The sequence below is a fragment of the Streptomyces sp. NPDC050433 genome (assembly GCF_044458565.1).
Classification (GTDB): domain Bacteria; phylum Actinomycetota; class Actinomycetes; order Streptomycetales; family Streptomycetaceae; genus Streptomyces.
Genome location: NZ_JBITIB010000024.1, coordinates 21,108 through 41,125 on the forward strand (window position 1 = coordinate 21,108; position 20,018 = coordinate 41,125).

A 20,018-nucleotide genomic window follows, 5' to 3' on the forward strand; every position below is an offset into this window, starting at 1 on the left:
AGGCGCCGGTCGGTTGCCACGCTTTCCGGGCGGTCGCTACCACTCGGTGCGGCCCCGAGCAGGAATGGCGCTGCCGCTGCTGCGGAAACTGCGGAGGCAAAGGAACGTCGCTGCATTGTGTTGATCTCTTTCGCTCGTGTCATCTCGAAGGTGGGCACGGGTATGCGTTCACGTGGTCGCCCGCTTCGAATGGCTCATCATGGGCGGACGGCGTGGCCTGAAAGTGAATGGCGCGGGAAGCGCGCCGTAACCCGTGTACTGACCTCAGCCGACGAGTGGCGCGACGGTATAACTCAGATGTGCGGGCCCGTTTGGCCTGGCGTATGCGGCCGGTCGTCAAGCCGTCCGCATTGATCATCGATGGTTCTGGCTCAACTTCCGTGGAGCGCGCACGGCACCCCGCATCCCACGGGCCCTACTAGTACCGTGTCCGGCAATGTTTGCCCCGAAGGGGCGTCGTCCGGTGCGTGCGATCGCAGGAAGCTCGCTCAGTGCGGGGTCGCATGCAGGGTTTCGGCGACGGATGCCAAGAATTCTTCGGCGCCCAGGTGGGGTACGTCGTCGCCGACGAGTAGGGCGAGGTCCTGGGTCATCCGCCCCGTCCGGACCGTCCTTGTCACTGCGTCTTCGAGCCGTGAGGCGAAGCCGACCAGTTCTGGAACTCCATCGAGTGTGCCGCGGTGGGCCAGGGCTCGTGACCATGCGTAGATCAGGGCGATCGGGTTGGTTGAGGTCACTTCACCCTGCTGGTGTCGCCGGTAGTGCCGGGCGATGGTGCCGTGCGCGGCCTCGGTCTGCACAGTCCTTCCGTCCGGGCTCATCAGGACCGAGGTCATCAGCCCCGGCGATCCGAAACCCTGGGCGACTGTGTCGGACTGAACGTCGCCGTCGTAGTTCTTGCAGGCCCAGACGTAGCCTCCGTCCCAGCGCAGCGATGCGGCGACCATGTCGTCGATCAGCCGGTGTTCGTAGGTGAGGTCTGAGGCTTCGAACCGTGTCCGGAATTCGGAGTCGAATATTTCATCGAACAGGTCGCGGAAGCGTCCGTCGTAGGTGCTCAGGATCGTGTCCTTGGTCGACAGGTACACCGGGAATCCGCGGTCGAGTCCGTAGTTGAACGAGGCCCGGGCGAAGTCCCGGATGGACTGGTCGAGGTTGTACATCGCCATCGCGACGCCAGGCCCCGGTGAGCGGAAGACCAGGTGCTCGATCGGATCGGTACCGTCGTCGGGTGTGAAGGTGAGTGTGAGTGTCCCGGGTCCGGGGATCTGGACGTCGGTGGCCCGGTACTGGTCGCCGTAGGCGTGGCGGCCGATCACGATCGGCTTGGTCCACCCGGGGACGAGGCGGGGTATCTCGGGGATGACTACGGGCTCGCGGAATATCACGCCGCCGAGGTGGTTACGGATCGTCCCGTTGGGCGATCGCCACTTCTTCTTCAGGCCGAATTCCTGAACTTGACTCTCGTTGGGGGTGATCGTGGCGCACTTGACCCCGACGCCGTGGCGTCGGATCGCCTCGGCCGCGGCGAGGGTGGCCTGGTCGTCCGAGGCGTCGCGGGATTGGATGCCGAGATCGTGATAGTCGATCGGGACGTCGACGTTGGGGAGGATGAGCTGTTCTTTGATCCACCCCCACAGGACGCGAGCCATCTCGTCGCCGTCAAGTTCGACGATGGTTCCTGTGGTCTTGATCTTCGGCATGGTGCTCCGTCTTTCCTTGAGGCGGTTGTGTTGGTCGTGGTGTCGGGCCGCTGGTAGGGGGCGGTCAGGGATCAGGTGCTCAGCCGCGGGTGAACGGGGGGTTCGTGCCGGGGGCCGTCTCGTACTCCTCGATCGCGTGGGCGATCCAGCCGGCTGAGCGGGCGATGACGAAGACGGCTTCGCCTGCCCCGCGGGGCATCCGGTGGACAAAGCACATCGCGCCGAGGGCGAACTCGGCGTTGGGAGCGAGATTGCGACGGCTGCGTACGAGGTCGACGACCTCGCGGACGATGTGTTGGCGGTCATGATCTCCGCCACTGTCGGCGAGCAGTGTCATCATCGCCGCGGCGCGTGGGTCGGGGCCCGGATAGCGGGGCTGGCCGAAGCCGGACACCCGGTCGCCGCGCACCAGCCGGTCTGCCAGAACCTGAGGGACTTCGGTGACCGAGTCGATTTCCTCCAGCCATGCCTGTACTGCCAGTGATGAGCCTCCGCCCAGCAGCAGGCCGCTGGCCACGCTCGTACCGCCGAGCACGACCGAGTAGGGGTCGGCCTCGCTGGCCGCCGCCTCTCGGGCGGCTCGGGTGGAAGGGCCCAGGCCGTGTTCGGCCAGCAGAATCAGTGCGCCGGAGAGCAGTGACAGCTGTGCGGGGGACGGCTCGGTGTCGGACAGCTTCGACCACAGCTGCGTGGCAAGCGTGTCGCCTGTGTGCTGCGCCTCCCGTGCCGGTGCCCGGGCGGGTAGCGATTCCACGAACGCCGGGGCCAGCGTGCGGGCGATGGAGATGACCGCGGAACGGGAGAGGTCGTAGCGGAATGGATCGGACGCCCCAAGCAGCACGGCCGCTGCCTTGAGCCGGTCCAGGGGGAGGCTGGCCGTCGGCATCGTGTCCTGCAGCTTGCCCAGCAGGTCCCGAGTCGGCTGCTCGGGCATCCGGAGCCGGCTCGTGCCGGGACTACCCGTCCACAGCAGCTCTGCCACCGCGCCGTAGGAGCCGAACTTGAGGAGGTCCGTGGCATCGCGGCCGCGGTAGAGGAGCCGGTTTCCGACGATTCCTCCGACCTCGCTGCCGGCGACCGGCTCGGAGGCGGTCGTCGTCTCCGGGACCGGGTCACCGGCGGTCCCGGAGACGACGACCGCTCGCGCCCCGGGACGATGGGCGAACGCCTCGACCTCGGCTCTGGAGAGCCAGCTACGCCGGTCCTCGGGCAGCCGCGTGCTCGAGAGCAACTTGCGGCTGATGTAGGCGTAGACCGTCGAAGGTTTGACCCCGAGCATCTTGGCCGCCTGTGACACCGACATCACGTCGTCACGACGTCGTGCGGTGGGAGACATGTGACCTCATCCTTCCTGCATCGCTCAATGTTGATCGATCGCAGGTAAGTTATCCCGAGAGTTACGTTGAGGTGTGGCCGTTTCGAGCGGTAACAGCTGTCCCTCGAACCTGCTGAGGGTTGATTGCATTGATGACCGGTATTCCTGTCGTGAGCCCATCGCTCCGGCGGTCTACTGGTTGTAGCCGAACAGGTCGTTCCACGCCGCCTGGTCCCTCGCGGCGAACTTCGTGGCCTCGCCGGGGCGTGTGCGGAAGACCAGCGGCGAGTCCAACTCCGGCAATTTCACGCCCATCACAGTGGGGGTTGGCAGATCCGAGCGCACCGAGTACTCACCCAACTCGGTCAGTACCCTCTGGCCGCGCCGGGACAGTGACCAGTTCAGGAAGACCGAGGCCGCTTCTTTGTGGCGCGCCGTCGTGGCCATACCTGTGTAGAAGTCGTAGACGGCGAAGCCATCCTGGGGAACGACGAAGCGGATCGGGGCATTTCGTGCCCGTGCCACGTTGGCGCCGCTGACTGCGACGGTGCCGACGCTGACCTCGCCGCGGGCGAGTCCGTCGAGTTCTGCGCCGATCGAGTCGAAGATGCGCACGTCGTTGCCGGCGTAGGCACGCAGGAAGTCGTCGCCGAGGCGGTCGCGCTGGAATCGGGTGAGAGCCAGGGCACTTCCCCCGGCACCCACCTGAGCGATGCCGAGTTTGCCACGCCAGCGTTTGGTGGTGAGGTCCCGCCAGGACTGAGGTGCCTCCTCCTTTTCGACCAGGGCGGTGTTGTAGCCGAAGGTGTACGCCGGGTTGAACGTCCGGAAGTACCGACCCTGGCCGAACTTCACGTCGGGCCGTAGATGGGTCGCCGTCGGGGGGTGGTAGGGCTGGAAGACGCCTTGGCGGTCGAGTTTTCCGACGAAGCCGGGATCGGAGATGCGTACGACGTCTGCCTGGAGGCGGCCTGCGCCGTGCTCGGCGATGATGCGCTCGAACAACCGGTTGGCGGTGAGCCGCACGAGATCGACCTTGATCCCCGTGTCCTCGGTGAACTGCTTGAGCACTGCCTCTTCGCTCTCGGCCGAGTAGGCGCTGTAGAGGGTGAGTGCCTTCTGAGCGCGGGCGGCGTCGTAGGTGCGGGCGTCGGCGATCGTTTCGCCGTCAATGGCCAGGCCGGCATCGCGGTCGATCCGATCGGCCGATCCGGTCAGCCGTGGCGGTGCGGGGGGCTCGGCACACGCTCCGGCGAAGACGGCCAGGGATATCGCGGTCGCCGCGAGGCGAAGGACGGTGAAAGCGCGGCTGGTCATACGGTCTCCTTGGCGCCGAACCGGCGTGCGAGGGCGGCGAGAACGGCGATCACGGCGCAGTAGAGCAAGCTGAGCAGGGCCGCGTCGTGGAGGGAGCCGTTGTCGTAGGCGTCGAAGATGGCGATCGAGAGCACACGGGTGTCCGCTGTGTACAGGAAGAGGACGGCGGTGAGCTCGCGCATGGCCAGCATGAGCAGGAGCAAGAAGGTCGAGGAGAGCCCCACCCGAAGCAGTGGCACGGTTACCGTCGCGATCGCCCTTCCTCGGGTGGCCCCGAGCATGACGGCGCTGTCCTCTAGGTCCCGGTCGAGTTGCAGGATCGAGGAGGACACCCCTCGGTAGCCCTGGGGGAGGAAGATCGCGACGCAGGCGATGATCAGGACCAGCAGCGTCCCGAAGACCGGTAGCGGGATCGTCAGCCAGGTCCGGAGCAGGCCCAGACCGAGCACGATGGCCGGAACCGCCAGCGGCAGCATGGCCACGTATTCGAGCAGGCCACGGCCGACGGACCTGCTGCGGTGCCGGGTGTAGGAGAGAGCGAAGCACAGAACGGTGCCGGTGACCGCAGCACCGATTCCGACGGTCACGCTGTTGCCGAGCACCGACAGGAAGTCCGCACTGCCGATGATGTCGAGGGCCGGCAGCACCGACAGTGCCCCGGATGTGCCGAGTTGGTTGAGATCAGCGAGGTAGGGCGACGTCTGCAATGCCGCGACCGCCAGGGCGGCGACCGGCAGGACCGTGGACAGCAGGAAGTAGAGGGAGGCGGCGGCAAGCGCCGGGAGGCGCCAGCGGTGCAGTGCTATCCGGCGGGCTCGAACGCCTTTGCCGGTGAGCGTGGTGAAGCGCGTGCGCGAGACCGCCCGGTGCTGGACCGCCACGGCGAGCATCAGCAGCACAGTGAGCAGCACAGCCACGGCGGCCGCATCGCCGGACCGTGCGGGCGAGGCGTTCATCAGCCGGTAGATCAAGGTCGGCAGTGTGTCGAGCTGACCCGGCACACCGATGACCTGTGCCACCGGAAAGTTCTCGACCGTCAGCGCGAAGATCAGCACAGCGGCTCCGAGCACCGCAGGCTTGACCAGCGGGAAGGAGACAGTGCGCAGCATGCTGCCGGTGCCGGCGCCGTGCAGACTTGCCGCGTCCTCCAGGTCCGGGTTCATGAGCGACAGCGCCGCGTGGACCAGCATGAAGGCATAGGGCGCGTAATACAGACCCAGGACGAACACGACGCCGCCGTAGCTGTAGATGTCGACCAGCGGCGGCACTCCGACTTCGGCCAGGACGAGGTTGATCAAGCCTGACGCCGGACTGCCCAGCACCGCCCAAGCGAGTGCGCCGACGAAAGCGGGGAGGAAGAGGGGCAGGATGCCGAAGAAGTAGATCAACTTCCGGCAGGGCGCGTCGGTCCGTGCGGACAGAAACGCCAGGCTGCATCCGAATGTCAGAGCCAGAACGGTCGAGCCCAGACCGACCAGGGCTGAGTTGAGCATGGCGCCGGTCATGGTGTCGGTGAACAGCACACCGAAGTTGGAGAGCGTCAGCCCCGCACCGTCGGCAGTGAAGGCGGAGTGCAGGACGAAGCCCGCGGGAACAATGACGAGGATTACCAGCACGGCCAGGAGCAGGACCGTGGGCAGACCGCGTCGGATCAGCCGCCGGCCGGCGGCCGGTGCGGCAGGCGCGTTGCGTGACGGCGTGCGCGTGACGGTCATGCCGCAACCCCCGCGGCGAGGTCGCTTGCGGCGGGTGCGTCGTCGCCGTCGTCGAGCAGAACCTGTGCTGCCTCGACAGGACAGGTGACAGCGACGCGGTCCCCGGTCCGCAGCGTCGGTCCGGAGCGTCGAGAGGTCACGGCGTCGAGGGTCGGGCCCGCGTCGAGGGCGACCCGATAGCGGATCGAGGCGCCCTGGAAACTGGAGACGAGGACGCGCCCGGCCCAGGTGTTCGACCCGTGGGGGCTGTCTGCCAGGGGTGCAACAGCCAGGTCTTCCGGCCGCATGCACACACTCGTCGCCCCGGAGAGCACCCTGGCCGATGCGGGCAGTTCGACGATCAGGTCGGAGTCGGCGACGTGCGCGCCGCCCCGGTCGACGGTGCAGCTGAAGATGTTGCCGACACCCAGGAAGCTCGCCAGTGACGTCGTAGCGGGGTGCGCGTAGATCTCCTCCGGGCTTGCGAGCTGAAGGATCTTGCCGTCCTGCATGAGCGCGATCCGGTCGGCCAGGGCGAAGGCTTCGACCTGGTCGTGCGTGACGTACACGGTGGTGAGACCGAGGGCGAGCTGCAACTCGCGCAGCTCAAGGCGGAGTCGCTCCCGCAGGCGTGCGTCCAGATTGGACAGCGGTTCGTCGAGCAGGAGGACGCTGGGCTGCATGACGAGGCTGCGTGCGAGTGCGACGCGTTGCATCTGGCCGCCGGAGAGCAGACTCGCGCCACGGTCGGCCATTTCACTCAGACCTACCAACTCCAGTACCTCGCCGACGCGCTCGCGGATCTGACCGGCCCCGGCGCGCTGCCTGCGCAGCGAGAACGCGACGTTCTCGAAGACCGTCTTGTGCGGCCACACCGCGTAGGACTGGAAGACCATCCCCACGTTGCGTCGGTGTGGAGAGATGTTGATCCCGCCTGTGGCGCTGAAGACCGTCCGGTCCCCGATGGCGATCGAGCCGGTGCTCGGCTCCTCCAGTCCCGCGATGCACCGCATGGTGCTGGTCTTGCCGCAGCCCGACGGGCCCAGCAGGACCAGGGACTCACCGTCGACGATGTCCAGGTTCAGCCCGTTGAAGACAGTGCTGTCGCCGTATTTCAGGCTCAGGTTGTCGATGACTATTTGCATGAGCGGCCCCTCTCATCAATACAATCAACATTGAAGGTTGATGAACAGCCGGAACCGTACGAAGCGGATTCCCTGCATGTCAAGCCTCAGGCTCCATATATCCGCCCGTCAGGCCGACAAGAGCTCAGCTCGCAGCTGCTGGTTCCTTACGCGTTGCCCGCCCCCTCTGTCTTGACTGCTCAACACAGTTTCTCTCGGCGTGGCGTTGACAACGGCAGTTCTCGCTCCTAGATTCCCTTACGTCAACATTGAATGTTGATTATATTGATTGGAGTCGGGGTGGGCACGAAACGCGGTGCACGCCGGGCTCCAGGTCTGGCGCGACGACAACCTTTCCCTCGTCCACGACGTGGACCTGACCATTTCCGAGGACCGACAGTGACCCACACCCAGACCACCGTTCTCCCCGCCGCCGATCTGCACTCCCTCGCTGTCAAAGCCCTGATCAGCGCCCGAGTGCCGCTCGACGACGCCGAGGCGATCAGCCGCGTACTCGTCCAGGCAGACCTCTTCGGCATCCACACCCACGGCATCGGTCGAATCCCGCAGTACCTCCAGCGCGGCCGGCTCGGCGGTCTCGACCCCGCTGCCCAGGTACGCGTCGAGCAGGTCGCCCCGGCCCTGGCCCGGGTCGACGGGGCGGGTGGCATCGGCCCGCTGGTCGGGGCCCGGGCCTTGGAAGCGGCCGCTGAAGGTGCCCGCCGGACCGGGATCGGGGCTGCGTTCGTACGGCACAGCAACCACTTCGGGCCGGTCATGCCGTATCTGTTCCAGGCGGCTGAGCAGGGCTTTGCCGCGATCATCGCCAGCAACGCCACAACCACTATCGCGCCCTGGGGCGGCCGGGAAGCCCGGGTCGGCAACAACCCGCTCGGGATCGGTGTCCCCTCCCCTGGCGGAGACCCGGTCATGCTCGACATCGCCATGAGCGTCGTCGCCCGGGCCAAGATCCGGCAGGCAGCTGCTGCCGGAAACGCGATCCCCGACACCTGGGCAACCGACCTCGACGGCAACCCGACAACCGACCCCAACGCCGCGCTCGCGGGCTTCCTTCAGCCGATCGGCGGGCACAAGGGGTACGGACTCTCACTCATGGTCGACCTGTTCACCGGACTGCTCTCCGGAGCGGCCTATCTGAACCACGTGAGCTCCTGGAGCGTCGACCCTGAACGCCCTCAGAATCTCGGCCACACCTTCCTTCTCATCGACACCACGCCGCTGATGGACACCGAAGCTCTGACCTCGCGGATGGCGGACTTCGCCGGCATCCTGCACAACACCCCGCCCTCCGACCCGGCCGCACCGGTCCGGCTCCCGGGCGAGAGCGAGCTCGCCACACACCGACGGCAGTCCGCGGACGGCGTCGAGGTGGCGTCGGCCGACATCACCGCGCTCCAGGAACTGGTCACAAACGCGCAATGAGAGCACTGCCCTCGCGCACTGCTGCACCGGCATGCTGGGCGACGGTGGGCTGCCGCAGTCGCCGTGCGAGGTGGACATGAGGAGCTTGTCGTGTCTGGTCCCCGCGGCCCGGTGCTGCTTCCATCGGTTGATGGCCCGTTCGACGGTGTTGACCGTTCTCCAGGACCCGAACCGTTGAGGCAGGTCACGCCGATGCCGAAATGCCCCTTGAGCTGGGGCTGTTGCAAAAACAATGTCCGTTTTTTGGAACCCATTCGCTGAAACGGAACCCGGACATTCACAGGATCATTTGAAGATCGACTCGGCCCTAGTGTCATCGGTGTCAGCAGGAAACACCGCAACCGACAGCCGCTGGAGATCATGATGCGTCCGCGTCTCGCCGCCCGTTCCGCCCGTCTCGTCCTGGCCGCCGTGGCCGTGACGGCCCTCGCCGCCACCACCACCGCCTGCGGCCCCGAAGAGGTCACGGACAGCGGCAGCTCCGCGCCCCCCTCCGCCGCCGCGTCCGCCGGCAGCAGCGGGAGCGACGGCAGCGGCGAGAGCGACAACTCCTCCGACTCCAGCGGCTCCAGCGACAAGGGCGACGCCGGCGACGGCGGGAAGAGCGGCTACGGGCAGGTCTGCGGCACCAACGACCTGGACTTCACGGTCACTTCGGAGTCCCAGGCCGGCGGCTACTACCTGGTCGCCGCCAAGGCCAAGTCCGGCATCACGTGCACCCTGGAGGTCAACACCCCCACCGTGTCCTTCGGTTCCGACGCCGACGGTGTCGCCTCCCCCGTCGGGCAGGGTGGCGCAGACCCCATCAAGCTCAGCGGCGACGCCGTGGCATACACCGGTATCAGCCCCAAGACCACCGACACCGACGGCGGTGTGGAATTCGAGAACGTCATCATCGCCACCACCGAAGAGGACCCCAACCCCGCCGAACTTCAGCTCCCCGACACCGCCACCGTCGACAAGCCCATCGTCACCAACTGGTCCACCGACTCCTCCGAGACCGTCCCCGTCATCGTCTGACGAACGGGACCGCCTCAATCCCCGACGCCTGCACGCAGACAAGGCCTACGACGTCCCTCACCTGCGAAAATGGTTATAGGGCAAGCGCGTTGGAGTACGTATCACCCGGAAGGGAATCGACTCCAGCGACTGGTTGGGCCGTCGCCTATGGGTCATCGAACGCACCATGTTGTGGCTGGCCGGCTACCGACGACTCAACCACCGCCACGACACCCCAGCAACCGCCTGGCCTTTCTCGGCCTCGCCGGTCCGTCCCGGCGCCGGGGCACACCCGTAGGTCGAGATCACCAGCAGTGCGGGCGGACGAACCATTGCCATTCCCCGCACTCCACCGGCTGCACCGGCATCTCAGCGGGCTTCGCCTGTTTCACCCGCTCCGGAGTCCAGAACTTGAGAACCTCCTCGCGGGACGCCGTCTGATGGTGCGTTACCACGCCGTCGGAGCCGCCCGCGTCGGGGACCGTGGCTGACACGGCCACGGTGGAGAGTGCGATCAACCCGACGGACGCTGCGAGCACGATCCGTGCGCGGGGCGGCAGCGTGGGACTGCGTTTGCCACGGCGGGCGGCACTCATCGGGCATCCTTGCGCTGTGGATCGGCGGCGTCAGCCTCGGGCCGCAAGTATGCCATCCGCCACGTCTCACTCTCCAACAGTCCTTCTGTGAGGGACGGTTGGCGATTGCGCGTCCCTCGGCAGCACGGCCCACTCCCGCAGCCGGGCTCCCTGGTGTCCCGATCAGAACCGAAGGGCTTGTGCTCCGGGAGTCCGAGGACAGGGACCGCGCGGCGTTCATCGAGGTGGAGCGGTTCGAGGAGTACGGCGCCGAGCAGTGGTTCGGCATGTGGCCAGGCCACGCCATTGGTTGAAGTGGTTTGACCGGGCGCGGCGTGGGCGAGCACGCCCTATGCGGTGTCCGGTGCGTCCGGTGCCTCCGCGCCCTCCGTCATGTGCGTCTCGCCGAACACGGTCGCGTGTTCCAGGACGTCCTCTGCCGGGTCGTCGATCTGACCGATCGAGAGCAGCGTGAAGCCGCCGTTGTGCGAGTTCGTGTGGGTCTCGTCGGCGGCGGCGTGGGTGGCCGGCAATACGGCCCCCAGCACCGCCGCGCCCAGGACGGTCAGGGTGTGTGTGGCTCTCATCCGCTAGTAGCCCGTCTGCTCGTCGTAGTCCTCATGGTCCGGTCTGTCTATTGCTCGGACCGGGCTTAAAAGTCACGGCTGACGGCGTGTGTCGGAGCGGTATTCACCTCACCGGCGCAGTCGGCACGACGGTCAGCGCACGACATCCGCGGTGAAGGCCGCCCATGCGGCGGGGGCGAGGGTGAGCACGGGCCCGTCGGAGACCTTGGAGTCCCGGACGTGTACGGCGGCGGGGTGCGCGGCGACCTCGACGCAGGCGCCGCCTTCGCTGCCGCTGTAGCTGGACTTGAACCACTCCAGTGCGGTGTTCATTGCTCTCCTAGCAGCCGGTCCAACAGGCCTTTCGGCTCTTCGGGGTTGAGGGCCTGCGTCCGCAGCATCGCATATTTGCGAGCCAGGATGCTGACCTCGTCCGGGTCCTCGACGAAGAGGCTGCCCCGCTGGGTCTCGGCATAGGCGAGATGCTGATGGTCGGGTGTCTCCAGCAGGACGAACGGTCCGTCGAGGCCGGCGTGAGTGGTCCGGCCGAACGGCATGATCTGGAGGGTCAGGCCCGGAAGGTCGGCGCTCTCCCGGAGCTGGCGGAGCTGTTCCGCGAATACGGCCGGGGAGCCAAGCCGGTCCTTGAGGACGCCCTCGCCGATCAGGAAACTGCACGTCGGCGGCACTTTGAGGTGCAGGATCTGCTGGCGCTCGATACGCCCGGAGACACGGGTGTTGATCTCCTCCTCGCTGAAGGCGGGCACCCTGCTGCGGAAGACCGCTCGCGCGTAGTTCTCGGTCTGGAGCAGTCCAGGCACTACCTGGTTCTCGTACCAGGAGATGGCGATCGCCTCCTGCTCCTGATCAATGAACGCCGCCGCCCACGTCGGATACCGGTCGATCTCCGGCATGTTGTCCACCGCCGTCTCCAACGCCCCTTTCGTGAAAAGCACTTGATCCAGCAGGACCGCCAGATCAGGCTTCAGCAGTCGGCGGCCCTGCTCCACCGACGCGATCGTCTCCGTGTGTACGCGGGCGCGCTCGGCGAGTTGGCGTTGGGTCAGGCCCGCCGCCTCCCGGAAGAGGGCGACCAGCGCGCCCACGAGTTTCATCGCCGACGCGTTCTTCCGCTGTCGTTTTCTGGTGTGCATACCTGCCCAACTCCCCGTCCCCGCCCGTACGTCACGCCTTCACCGCCCGTACGGATTTTTTGTACGGGTGCGCGTACTGCACCAGCGTAGTCACAGGCAGTGACAATCACCCCGTGAACGAGACGAATCCACCCCCCGCGCTGCGCGAGCGCTTCTACCGCCGCGAACGCCGATCCGTGCCCGCCGCCAGGCAGTTCGTACGGGAGGCGGTGATCGACTGGGCCCTCGGCGACCGGCTGGACGATGTGCTGCTGTGCGTGAGCGAGCTGGCGACCAACGCCCTGGTGCACGGAGTTCCGCCGGGGCGCGGCTACCGGATGCGGCTGTGGCTGCTCGCGGACGGGGTGTTCCGTGTCGAGGTGCACGACAGCGGCGACGGGCGGCCATGTGTCCGCGAGCCCTACGGGGAGACGGGGCGTGGGCTCATGCTTGTCGCCGCGCTCGCCGACAAGTGGGGCGTGGGGGAGCGAAACCCGGGCAAGGTCGTGTGGTGCGAGTTCGTGATCTGACCGGGTCCGCTTGATCCAGGCCGATTACTCGGTGGCACCGCGGTGGCACGCTTCGTACCATCGGCGCATGGGCAAAGGCCAGCTCCCCCTCGCGATATTCACCGGCGCCGGACTGGCGGTCATTCTCTGGTTGCTGATGTCGAGCCCGGACTCGGGCCGGAGCAGTGGGGAGTGCCGTCCGGCGCTCAACGTCAACTTGATCGACAACGGATCCGGCTTCAGCGACTTCGAGGACAGCAAGGCGTCCGTGGCGAGGTTCCGGGACTTGCAGCTCGAGACGCTGAACGTCTGCTCCTCGAAGCAGAACAACCGGCTGGCCGGCGGGCTGCTGCTGTCACTGCCCACGGGCGTGGCAGCGGGCATGCTGATCGCGCGGCGCAGGGACGCCCGGCCTGCGGACGCGCCCCCGCGACAGTGGGTCCCGCCTCAGTCCGTCATCGACGATCAGAACAAGGCCCAGGGCGACAAGGACCAGTGAGCGACGGGCGGTTCAGCCCCACCAGAAGGTCCAGTCAGGCTGGTTGAGCACCTGGTGCGTGGGCGTACGCGGGCAGCGTCGGGTGGCGGCCCTGGTGTACCGAGTTCCGCCGGGGCGCGGCTATCGGATCCTGTTGTGACTGCTCGCGAACGGGGTGCTCGGAGTCGAGTGGTGCGACTTCGTAGTTTGACCGGGCGTCATTCCTGAAACTACTGGACTTTCTTGAACTCGCCGGAGCCCTGTGCTGCTAGAAGCGGCTTGTCCGCCTCGCCGTATAGGGCACGGTAGAAATTGCGAAACGTGTGACGCTCACCCATTCAGTTGATGGGAAACCTGCTCACCACCGCCTACCCTGTGTGCGGATCGGTGAGGGGGAATGCAGGCGAGGCTTCCCTCTCTCGCTCATGGCCAGTAATCCAAGCAGCGGTCATCACCCTGGGAGATCACGCATGAATGACCACAAGAATTCGAACGAGATGCCCAGGCGTCAATTCGTCGCGGCTTCCGCCATTGGTGCGGCGGCGCTCCTGGCCGGTGGGGGAGTGATGGGGAGCCCGGCCGCGGCAGTCGGCCCGGCGGCCGGAGACCCTTCTTCCGGCTCATGCCCCACTCCCCCTCCCGGGGGGCCGAGTCCCTGCCCTCCTGCTCAGCTTCAGTCCCTCTGCGGCAGCATCTCCGACAATGATCCGCTGTGGAACGAAGTCCAGTCCTGCACTCAGGGAACCCCCGGTCCCAACTGCTTGAACACAACCAAGAATTATGTCGTGCTGCACGGCAGACCCCACAACACGCACAATTATCTTCTGCTCCCGAGTTGTCGGATCAAGGGTATCGAGTGCCCGTTTATCGTGACCTCGGCGGCGCCGAACTACTGGAACGACGCATGGGAGAACGCGAGGAGCGGGGGGAATGTCCCCGTGCAATACCCCAATATCGGATTGGGGATCAACTCTCATGCCGCCCGGCGCTATGACCAGTTGCACATTCACATGGCGGGCGTCCGGCCGAGCACGCAGAATCGCCTGCAAGACCTCGAAAAGATGGGCCGCATCGCCACCCAACCCGCGCAATGGAGTGCCCACCAGGTGGCCATCTCGGGTCCCCCGGCTGTGGGGGATCGCATGTACCGAGCCCTCCAGCTGCCGAACCTCGGGCAGAATCTGTTCACGCTCTTGTCTCAATATGTGGTGGTCCCGAACGGGCTGGACATGGGGAATCAGACACTGATCGTGGTGCCGAAGATGACTGCTGCCGGGTTCGCCGGGACTTTCTACGTCCTCAACAGCGACCCTTCGCTCCACGACGGTACGAGCACCTGTGACTATTTGCTTGTGTACCGCTGATGCCGTCCGGCGTCGTGCCCACCCGCCCGGCGCCCCTGATGTTCCCGGCAGTCGTCAGTCCCACCAGAACGTCCAGGCAGGCTGGTTGAGCACCTGGTGCGTCGCGTACGCGGGGAGCGTCGGGTGGCGGCCCTGGTGCACGTTGTCCGGGCAGAACGCGAAGTGCTCCGCCGCGACCGCCTCCGCCTCCTCCTGGGTCGTCGGCGGGGCGGCCACGGAGACCACCAGCTGGTCGAAGGTGAGCGCCACCACCCGTATCCCGAAGCGGTCCTCCCACGACCGCAGCACCGCGCACAGCCGCGCCACGTCATCCTCGTAGTTCACCGGGCCCGACCAGCCGATGGCCGCCGGTATGTCCGCGCTGCGGCGGGCCGGGACCAGGGCCACCCGCGCGCCGTGCAGCCAACTGCCGTCGCCCGTCAGGATGGAGGCGACCTCGGCCGCCTCCTTGTCCGGGTCGGCCGACGACGACAGCGCGGGTGCGAGGCCCGGCCACTCGTCATCCGTCAGCTGCTCCCAGAAGTCCGCGAGGACGTCATCCGCCTCGTGGTCGCCGGGATACGACGTCCACTCCGGGCTCAACTCCCAGTCCTCGGGCCACTGCTTGCCGTGCCCGCCGTGGACGAGCAGCGGATGCAGCCCCGTCCTGCGGGCGGGCAGCAGGTCCGCCCAGGCGCGCGGGGCCGCCGGCTCGTCCGCGTACCAGAGGATCGGTTCGTGCCAAGTCCCGTCGCTGGTCGTGTCGACCAGCCTGCCGGGCGGCAGTTGGAGCCCGAGCGACCGCCCCGAGGGATCGGTGGCCAGGGCGGGCAGGGGGTTGGGGAGCGTCGCCATGGTGGAGACCTTAAGGGCCGCCACTGACAACAAGGGTTCGTCCGAGGGAACTTGACCGGCCGGTTACGGGATGGGTGAGAAGCCGACGCGTAGCGGCAGGTGGTCCGAAGGCTCCGTCAGGGACGGTAGCGCGGTGTCACGGGAGAGCTTGGGCAGGACACCAGGTCGCGGTTCAAGTCGTCCCGTGGAGAACAGCAGGTAGTCGATCTTGCGCCGTCGGCCGTTGATGGCGCAGGTGTCCCACGGGCGTTGGCTGCGGCAGCTCTCGTCCATGCCCCGCTCCAGCGCCGTCGCGACGACGACGCTCTGCGATATGGCGTTGAAGTCGCCGGCGAAGACCCAGGTGGCGTCCGGGGCTGTGGCGTCGCGGTGGGCGAGGAGTTCGAGCATCTGACGGTGGCCGACGTGCTCGGCGGGCGGTGTCGACTCGGGTTGCCAGGCAAGGTGAGTGCAGACGACATGGAGCGGCCGGTCATCGAAGGTGAGCTGGACGATCAGCGCCAGGTCGTCGCCCCCGCGACGCTGCGACGCGAAGTGCAGTTCGTGGTGTTCGAGCCCGCCGAAGAGGGGACGCCGGGCGAAGACGGCCAGACCGTCGGGGCGTTGGCCGCGCTGCACATAAGCCGCATCGTGGGTGGTCTCCAGCCGGGCGCGCAGTTCGTCGTAGATCGTGGGCTCGACCTCCTGTAGGCACAGCAGATCGGCATCGAGTTCGTCGATACGGTTGAGCAGCAGGGCGCGGCGGCGGACCGGGTCGAGAGCCTCGGGAGGGCTGAGGGGGTAGCGATCGGCGTGAGCGAAGGGCTGGGCGAGAACGTTGTAGGTCACCGCACTGAAGGTCTTCATGCAGCGCAGGCTAGGGACGGAGACCACGTGCACGGTAGGACACGATTACGGACATGACAGTGAGTGACAACTCCCCGATGGGTTGCACGTGGCAGCACTACCTCGAACACCTGACTGACGCGCACGGTGGGTGGACCGCGCTCACCCACACGCTGATGCGGCGCGCCGGACCGTGGGTGGGACTGCCGGTTGATCCGGGAACGGTCGAACGCGGCCTGCGCCGCCTCAAGTCCCGTGGCAACGCGTCCGGCGGGCAGTACGGGCGCTGGCTGCTGCACTACTTCGGTGTGCCGCGACCGCTTGAAGACACCGCGCGCTGGATGGGGCAGTACCACGGTCGCTTCGCTGACCTGCCGCTGTCGCTGCGCGAGGCACAGCTGTGGCTGTGGGACCGGCCGCCGATCGCCGAGTCGCCCGCCGCGTGCTGGATCCACCTCGGCCTGGCTTCGGTCGCGCTGCGCCGACGCGACCGCCAAGACGCTCGGCTGCGGTTGGCTCATGCCGCCGACACGACGCGGGTGGCCCTGGCCGCGCAGGTCGAGTTCACCCTGCTTGAGGCCCGGCTGGAGACGGACGGCGGGCAGGCGGTCCACGCCGACGAGGCACTCGCGCGGGCTCGGGCGCAGATCGCGCGGCTGCCACCTGGCGGCGAACGGGACTGCTATCACGCGCGCTGGGCCGATCAGCGCGCCTATCGGTTGATCCATGCCGGGCCACAACCGCGCTTGTTGCCGGCGGCAAGGCTGTATCGATCCATCAACGTCCAAAGCCCCGCTGCTTTTGCGCTGTTCAGGCGCGATCACGGGCTGGCGTACTGCCACTGGAGGCTCGGCGACCGCGACCGGGCGATCCACCACGCCCGTGCAGCCGTCGAGCACGCGGGCGATGCCGGCCTGCTTCGCTTCCGCGTGATGGCGCTCCAGCTCCTGGCCCATGTCGAGCCGCGCGAAGCCCGTGGACTGCACAGCCGCGCCGACCGCATCATCACGGAACTGGAGCACACGGACCTCATACCCGGCACCCGCGACTGACGGACCGTCAGCAACCGGCCAAGGCAGAGGCCCTTGAGGGCCGAATCGTAGGGTGGGCGCCATGACCGACTCGACGCCGCCGCCCTGGGTTGACGATCTCTTCCCGTTCCCCACCCCGCCCGCGCTACAGACGCTGGTGGACATCGCCTGGCAGCGCGCGTACGAGCGCTACGTGGAGGACGAGTGCTACGACGACACCCTCGTGGCGACCCACTACGACTTCATGTTCGACCTGGCCGCGACTCCCCGCCCGCTCGACGGGTGGACCGGCTCCCCGGAGTTCGGCGAGGACCACCTTCAGCCGGCACTGCCGATGTTCGCCACGCCGGAGTTCGTGCCCTTCGGCGCGTTGGGCACCGGCGCCGATGTCGGCTGGCTGGTGCCCGCGCCGGAACTCGGGCGGCCCGACCACCCGGTAGCCCTGGCCAACGGTCATGACCACGGTGTGACCCTGATCGGCGCGGACACGCACGCGGGCCTGGAGTTCATGCTGTCGTGGACCCTGCGGCGATGGCGCGAGAGGCCGGAGCCGGAGCCGCCGGCGGGGCGGAGACTTCTCGACCGGGTCGCCGCCGAGCTTGGTGTGCGGCCCGACCCGGACCGTGTCTACGCCGGGTCGTCCTGGGACGGTTCGCGGGTCTCCCACGACACCGGGTTCGCCATCTCCTTTGACGTACCGGAGGGTTGGCGGCACGAGAGGGGCGAGGACGGCATCGGCGTACTCGCCCCTGCCGACGCGTACGCCGACAGCAGGCCGGTGGCCGCGGATCGCCCGCAGCTCGAACCGGAGTTGATCGCCGCCGAGGTCTGGCTCGACGCCGGACACCCGGCGACCGCGCTGCTCGCGCTCAAGGACGCCTTCGTCAACGGACCGGGCTGCTACTTCGCCGACCTCAAACCGCTGTGGGCGCGCGCGTACCGGGATCTCGGCCGACCCGAGTACGCGGACCGCCTCGACCTGATGGCGCGATACCAGTCCGCGTGCTCGTGTGAAGCCCCGCACTGACAAGCCGTCAGGAACTGCCCTTGCGCAGCAGATCGGCCAGACGCGAGAGGCCGTCCGCCGCGTGGCCCTCGGCGATCGCGCGGTCGAGGAGCGGCTGGAACGGGGCGAAGAGTTCGCCGCTCACACCCTGGGCGGCGAAGGTGTTCAGCAGGTTCGGGAACGCCTCCTGGTTGACGGCCAGGCTCGACACGTCCGTCAGATGCTGCCCCGAGTCGATCGCCTCCGCCCACTCGGGCGCCGAGCCGAGCATCGCGCCCACCCAGGGCACCAGCAGCTCCGAGAACTCGGTGGCCGGGATCGACTCCGTACCGACGAGGGCGTACGCCTGCATCACGCCCATCACCATCCCGTACATGCCGGTGAGCAGCGCCAGGTCGTACAGCGCGGCCAGACCGGGGTCCGTGCCGGTGTACTTCGTGCCGCCGAGCGCCGCGAGCGTCTCCCGGTGCGCGTCGAAGACGTCCTGCGGGCCGCTGTAGAGGACGTACGCGTGCGGCCCCGCGATCATCTGCGGGACGGCCATGATCCCGCCGTCCAGATACTCAGCGCCCTCCTTGGCCGCCCAGGTGGCGAGGTCGCGAGCCTGCTCGGGGGTGCCGTTGGTGAGGTTGGCGAGCGTCTTGCCGATGAGCTGCCCGGAGAGCGGTTCGACGACCGCGCGGACCGTGTCGTACGTGGACAGGCAGACGACCACCAGCGGACTCGCGGCGACCGCCTCGGCGGCCGTGTCCACCGGGAAGGCGCCCTGGGCGGCCAGCGGCCCGGTCTTGGACAGGGATCTGTTCCACACGGTGACCGGATGCCCGGCCCTGAGGAAGGCGACGGCCAGAGCGGTGCCCATCATTCCGAGACCGATGACGGAGACGGGGGGTTTGGCGGGCGGGGCGGGGGTCGTGGACATGAAGGTGCTCCTCCGGGCGGGGCGGACGGGGTCGTCCGATCTTCTTGCCGGCGGACTTCCGGCCACAAGTACCGACTATTTAGTGCGATACCCACCGGGAGGTAAGCAAGGAAGATACGGAAGTGTGTGCGAAACACGGGCCGGAGACGGAAGGATGACGAGCGCCAACTGGCTTACCAGGAGCCTCAGGAGCCCGATCTTGTCTTATGTGCACCATGTTGAGCAGTTCTACGGACTGCCCGTGTACAACTTCCCGCCGTACGCCGACCCGGCGGACCTGCCGCCCGCCGACGCGGTCGCCTGGCGCCTGCACCGGGAGCCGTACGACACCGAGGAGGACGCGGAGGTCTGCTGGAAGCGCTTCACGGAGTCGGTCGAGCTGGACAAGGTACGGGCGATCATCTTCGGCCAGCCCTGGTACGACGGCGACGGCGGGATGTCGCACGACGATCTGATCGATCTTGCGCCCCGGCTGACCGGGCTCGAAGCGCTCTTCCTGGGTGATCTGGAGGACGAGCAGGCGATGCTCTCCACGATCGGCCACTGTGACGTCGCCCCGATCCTCCAGACGTACCCCGGCCTTCGGGAGCTGGCCATACGCGGCGGGGACGGCCTCGACTTCCCCGTCTCCGGCCACGAGGGACTGCGCGTGCTGCGCGTCGAGTCCGGCGGACTGCCCCCGCTCGCGGCGGAGCACATCGCCGCCGCCCAACTGCCCTCGCTGGAACACCTGGAGCTGTGGCTCGGGGACGAGAACTACGGCGGCGGCGTCACGGTCGAGCAGCTCGCCCCGCTGTTCGCGGGGGAGGGCAAGCCCGCGCTGCGCCATCTCGGCCTCCAGAACAGCTTCATCCAGGACGAGTTGGCCGCCGCACTCGCCACCGCGACGATCGTGCCCCAACTCACGTCGCTGAGCCTGTCGATGGGCACACTCTCCGACACGGGCGTGGAGGCACTGCTCCAGGGACAGCCACTGACCCACCTGCGCGAACTCGATCTCTCCTTCCACTTCATCAGCCACGACATGATGCTGCGGATCTGGACGGCCCTGGAGCCGGCGGGAGTTCGGGTGGATCTGACGATGAAGCACCAGCGCGAGCCCGACGACTGGGACGAGGACGGCCGGTACATCGCGGCGTCCGAATGAGCGCCTGAGCGCCTGAGCCCCGTCTGCCGTCTG

19 protein-coding genes and 2 pseudogenes are annotated in these 20,018 nt (G+C 67.5%); 9 read left to right on the forward strand and 12 right to left on the reverse strand.

The features are described from left to right. Window positions 1–488: 488 nt before the first annotated feature. The 5 genes from ACIBLA_RS26600 to ACIBLA_RS26620 all read right to left on the reverse strand — a co-directional run bounded on the left by ACIBLA_RS26600 (window position 489) and on the right by ACIBLA_RS26620 (window position 7,174). A complete protein-coding gene (locus ACIBLA_RS26600; RefSeq protein WP_363243381.1) occupies window positions 489–1,703 on the reverse strand; it encodes an NADP-dependent isocitrate dehydrogenase in 1,215 nt (404 codons plus the stop codon). A gap of 79 nt (window positions 1,704–1,782) precedes the next feature. Next, window positions 1,783–3,039 carry a citrate/2-methylcitrate synthase gene (locus ACIBLA_RS26605; RefSeq protein WP_363243382.1) on the reverse strand — a complete coding sequence of 419 codons (1,257 nt, stop codon included), beginning with the start codon at window positions 3,037–3,039 and terminating at the stop codon, window positions 1,783–1,785. A 171-nt stretch (window positions 3,040–3,210) separates the two neighbouring features. Then, window positions 3,211–4,335 carry an extracellular solute-binding protein gene (locus tag ACIBLA_RS26610; RefSeq protein ID WP_363243383.1) on the reverse strand — a complete coding sequence of 375 codons (1,125 nt, stop codon included), beginning with the start codon at window positions 4,333–4,335 and terminating at the stop codon, window positions 3,211–3,213. Beyond that, the gene (locus ACIBLA_RS26615) at window positions 4,332–6,050 is read right to left on the reverse strand and encodes an iron ABC transporter permease (protein WP_363243384.1); all 1,719 of its coding nucleotides are present in this window, start codon (window positions 6,048–6,050) and stop codon (window positions 4,332–4,334) included. Before ACIBLA_RS26615 ends, ACIBLA_RS26610 begins: the two co-directional genes overlap by 4 nt. Next, complete coding sequence (locus ACIBLA_RS26620) at window positions 6,047–7,174, reverse strand: ABC transporter ATP-binding protein (RefSeq protein ID WP_363243385.1); 1,128 nt, start codon at window positions 7,172–7,174, stop codon at window positions 6,047–6,049. The genes ACIBLA_RS26615 and ACIBLA_RS26620 overlap by 4 nt, the downstream gene beginning before the upstream one ends. A gap of 378 nt (window positions 7,175–7,552) precedes the next feature. Here ACIBLA_RS26620 and ACIBLA_RS26625 point away from each other — a divergent pair, with 378 nt between their 5' ends. From ACIBLA_RS26625 to ACIBLA_RS26635, 3 genes and pseudogenes are all read left to right on the forward strand, one after another. Then, window positions 7,553–8,596, forward strand: a complete 1,044-nt coding sequence (locus ACIBLA_RS26625) for an Ldh family oxidoreductase (protein WP_363243386.1) — start codon at window positions 7,553–7,555, stop codon at window positions 8,594–8,596. Between the two features lie 363 nt (window positions 8,597–8,959). Then, the gene (locus ACIBLA_RS26630; protein WP_363243466.1) at window positions 8,960–9,616 is read left to right on the forward strand and encodes a DUF4232 domain-containing protein; all 657 of its coding nucleotides are present in this window, start codon (window positions 8,960–8,962) and stop codon (window positions 9,614–9,616) included. Window positions 9,617–9,635: 19 nt separating this feature from the next. Beyond that, window positions 9,636–9,862 (forward strand): annotated as a pseudogene (locus ACIBLA_RS26635) (IS5/IS1182 family transposase); the annotation flags it as partial. A gap of 38 nt (window positions 9,863–9,900) precedes the next feature. Here ACIBLA_RS26635 and ACIBLA_RS26640 read toward each other — a convergent pair. The 4 genes and pseudogenes from ACIBLA_RS26640 to ACIBLA_RS26655 all read right to left on the reverse strand — a co-directional run bounded on the left by ACIBLA_RS26640 (window position 9,901) and on the right by ACIBLA_RS26655 (window position 11,890). After that, on the reverse strand, window positions 9,901–10,191 hold the full coding sequence (locus ACIBLA_RS26640; protein WP_363243475.1) for a hypothetical protein: 291 nt from the start codon (window positions 10,189–10,191) through the stop codon (window positions 9,901–9,903). 329 nt (window positions 10,192–10,520) lie between these two features. Continuing rightward, window positions 10,521–10,757, reverse strand: coding sequence for a hypothetical protein (locus tag ACIBLA_RS26645; RefSeq protein WP_363243387.1), 237 nt, complete (start codon window positions 10,755–10,757; stop codon window positions 10,521–10,523). Window positions 10,758–10,889: 132 nt separating this feature from the next. Then, window positions 10,890–11,054 (reverse strand): annotated as a pseudogene (locus tag ACIBLA_RS26650) (DUF397 domain-containing protein); the annotation flags it as partial. Window positions 11,055–11,065: 11 nt separating this feature from the next. Beyond that, window positions 11,066–11,890 (reverse strand): Scr1 family TA system antitoxin-like transcriptional regulator, encoded by an 825-nt coding sequence (locus ACIBLA_RS26655; protein WP_399200098.1) that lies wholly within the window; start codon window positions 11,888–11,890, stop codon window positions 11,066–11,068. 113 nt (window positions 11,891–12,003) lie between these two features. Here ACIBLA_RS26655 and ACIBLA_RS26660 point away from each other — a divergent pair, with 113 nt between their 5' ends. From ACIBLA_RS26660 to ACIBLA_RS26670, 3 genes are all read left to right on the forward strand, one after another. Beyond that, window positions 12,004–12,399: an ATP-binding protein gene (locus ACIBLA_RS26660; protein ID WP_363243390.1), complete on the forward strand. Its 396-nt coding sequence runs from the start codon at window positions 12,004–12,006 to the stop codon at window positions 12,397–12,399. A gap of 67 nt (window positions 12,400–12,466) precedes the next feature. Further along, window positions 12,467–12,877 (forward strand): hypothetical protein, encoded by a 411-nt coding sequence (locus tag ACIBLA_RS26665; protein ID WP_363243391.1) that lies wholly within the window; start codon window positions 12,467–12,469, stop codon window positions 12,875–12,877. Between the two features lie 689 nt (window positions 12,878–13,566). Continuing rightward, window positions 13,567–14,220, forward strand: a complete 654-nt coding sequence (locus ACIBLA_RS26670; RefSeq protein WP_363243467.1) for a CDP-diacylglycerol diphosphatase — start codon at window positions 13,567–13,569, stop codon at window positions 14,218–14,220. A 54-nt stretch (window positions 14,221–14,274) separates the two neighbouring features. Here the strand turns inward: ACIBLA_RS26670 and ACIBLA_RS26675 are convergent, their stop codons facing one another. Both ACIBLA_RS26675 and ACIBLA_RS26680 read right to left on the reverse strand, forming a co-directional pair. Next, window positions 14,275–15,054 (reverse strand): DUF4253 domain-containing protein, encoded by a 780-nt coding sequence (locus ACIBLA_RS26675; protein ID WP_363243392.1) that lies wholly within the window; start codon window positions 15,052–15,054, stop codon window positions 14,275–14,277. 63 nt (window positions 15,055–15,117) lie between these two features. Next, a complete protein-coding gene (locus ACIBLA_RS26680; RefSeq protein WP_399200099.1) occupies window positions 15,118–15,900 on the reverse strand; it encodes an endonuclease/exonuclease/phosphatase family protein in 783 nt (260 codons plus the stop codon). A 59-nt stretch (window positions 15,901–15,959) separates the two neighbouring features. On the opposite strand from ACIBLA_RS26680, the gene ACIBLA_RS26685 reads away from it, so the two are divergent. Further along, window positions 15,960–16,931 carry a hypothetical protein gene (locus ACIBLA_RS26685; protein WP_399200100.1) on the forward strand — a complete coding sequence of 324 codons (972 nt, stop codon included), beginning with the start codon at window positions 15,960–15,962 and terminating at the stop codon, window positions 16,929–16,931. 61 nt (window positions 16,932–16,992) lie between these two features. Beyond that, a complete protein-coding gene (locus ACIBLA_RS26690; protein ID WP_399200101.1) occupies window positions 16,993–17,937 on the forward strand; it encodes a hypothetical protein in 945 nt (314 codons plus the stop codon). Window positions 17,938–17,944: 7 nt separating this feature from the next. Here the strand turns inward: ACIBLA_RS26690 and ACIBLA_RS26695 are convergent, their stop codons facing one another. Next, a complete protein-coding gene (locus tag ACIBLA_RS26695; protein ID WP_399200102.1) occupies window positions 17,945–18,838 on the reverse strand; it encodes an NAD(P)-dependent oxidoreductase in 894 nt (297 codons plus the stop codon). A gap of 208 nt (window positions 18,839–19,046) precedes the next feature. Here ACIBLA_RS26695 and ACIBLA_RS26700 point away from each other — a divergent pair, with 208 nt between their 5' ends. Further along, window positions 19,047–19,985: an STM4015 family protein gene (locus tag ACIBLA_RS26700; protein WP_399200143.1), complete on the forward strand. Its 939-nt coding sequence runs from the start codon at window positions 19,047–19,049 to the stop codon at window positions 19,983–19,985. Window positions 19,986–20,018: the final 33 nt, after the last annotated feature.

Excerpts from the sequence above, each read along its gene's own strand:
- ACIBLA_RS26600 (WP_363243381.1), bottom strand. The coding sequence starts at position 1,703 with ATGCCGAAGATCAAGACCACAGGAACCATCGTCGAACTTGACGGCGAC.
- ACIBLA_RS26605 (WP_363243382.1), bottom strand. The coding sequence starts at position 3,039 with ATGTCTCCCACCGCACGACGTCGTGACGACGTGATGTCGGTGTCACAG.
- ACIBLA_RS26610 (WP_363243383.1), bottom strand. The coding sequence starts at position 4,335 with ATGACCAGCCGCGCTTTCACCGTCCTTCGCCTCGCGGCGACCGCGATA.
- ACIBLA_RS26615 (WP_363243384.1), bottom strand. The coding sequence starts at position 6,050 with ATGACCGTCACGCGCACGCCGTCACGCAACGCGCCTGCCGCACCGGCC.
- ACIBLA_RS26620 (WP_363243385.1), bottom strand. The coding sequence starts at position 7,174 with ATGCAAATAGTCATCGACAACCTGAGCCTGAAATACGGCGACAGCACT.
- ACIBLA_RS26630 (WP_363243466.1), top strand. The coding sequence starts at position 8,960 with ATGCGTCCGCGTCTCGCCGCCCGTTCCGCCCGTCTCGTCCTGGCCGCC.
- ACIBLA_RS26640 (WP_363243475.1), bottom strand. The coding sequence starts at position 10,191 with ATGAGTGCCGCCCGCCGTGGCAAACGCAGTCCCACGCTGCCGCCCCGC.
- ACIBLA_RS26645 (WP_363243387.1), bottom strand. The coding sequence starts at position 10,757 with ATGAGAGCCACACACACCCTGACCGTCCTGGGCGCGGCGGTGCTGGGG.
- ACIBLA_RS26655 (WP_399200098.1), bottom strand. The coding sequence starts at position 11,890 with ATGCACACCAGAAAACGACAGCGGAAGAACGCGTCGGCGATGAAACTC.
- ACIBLA_RS26665 (WP_363243391.1), top strand. The coding sequence starts at position 12,467 with ATGGGCAAAGGCCAGCTCCCCCTCGCGATATTCACCGGCGCCGGACTG.
- ACIBLA_RS26675 (WP_363243392.1), bottom strand. The coding sequence starts at position 15,054 with ATGGCGACGCTCCCCAACCCCCTGCCCGCCCTGGCCACCGATCCCTCG.
- ACIBLA_RS26680 (WP_399200099.1), bottom strand. The coding sequence starts at position 15,900 with ATGAAGACCTTCAGTGCGGTGACCTACAACGTTCTCGCCCAGCCCTTC.
- ACIBLA_RS26690 (WP_399200101.1), top strand. The coding sequence starts at position 16,993 with ATGACCGACTCGACGCCGCCGCCCTGGGTTGACGATCTCTTCCCGTTC.
- ACIBLA_RS26695 (WP_399200102.1), bottom strand. The coding sequence starts at position 18,838 with ATGTCCACGACCCCCGCCCCGCCCGCCAAACCCCCCGTCTCCGTCATC.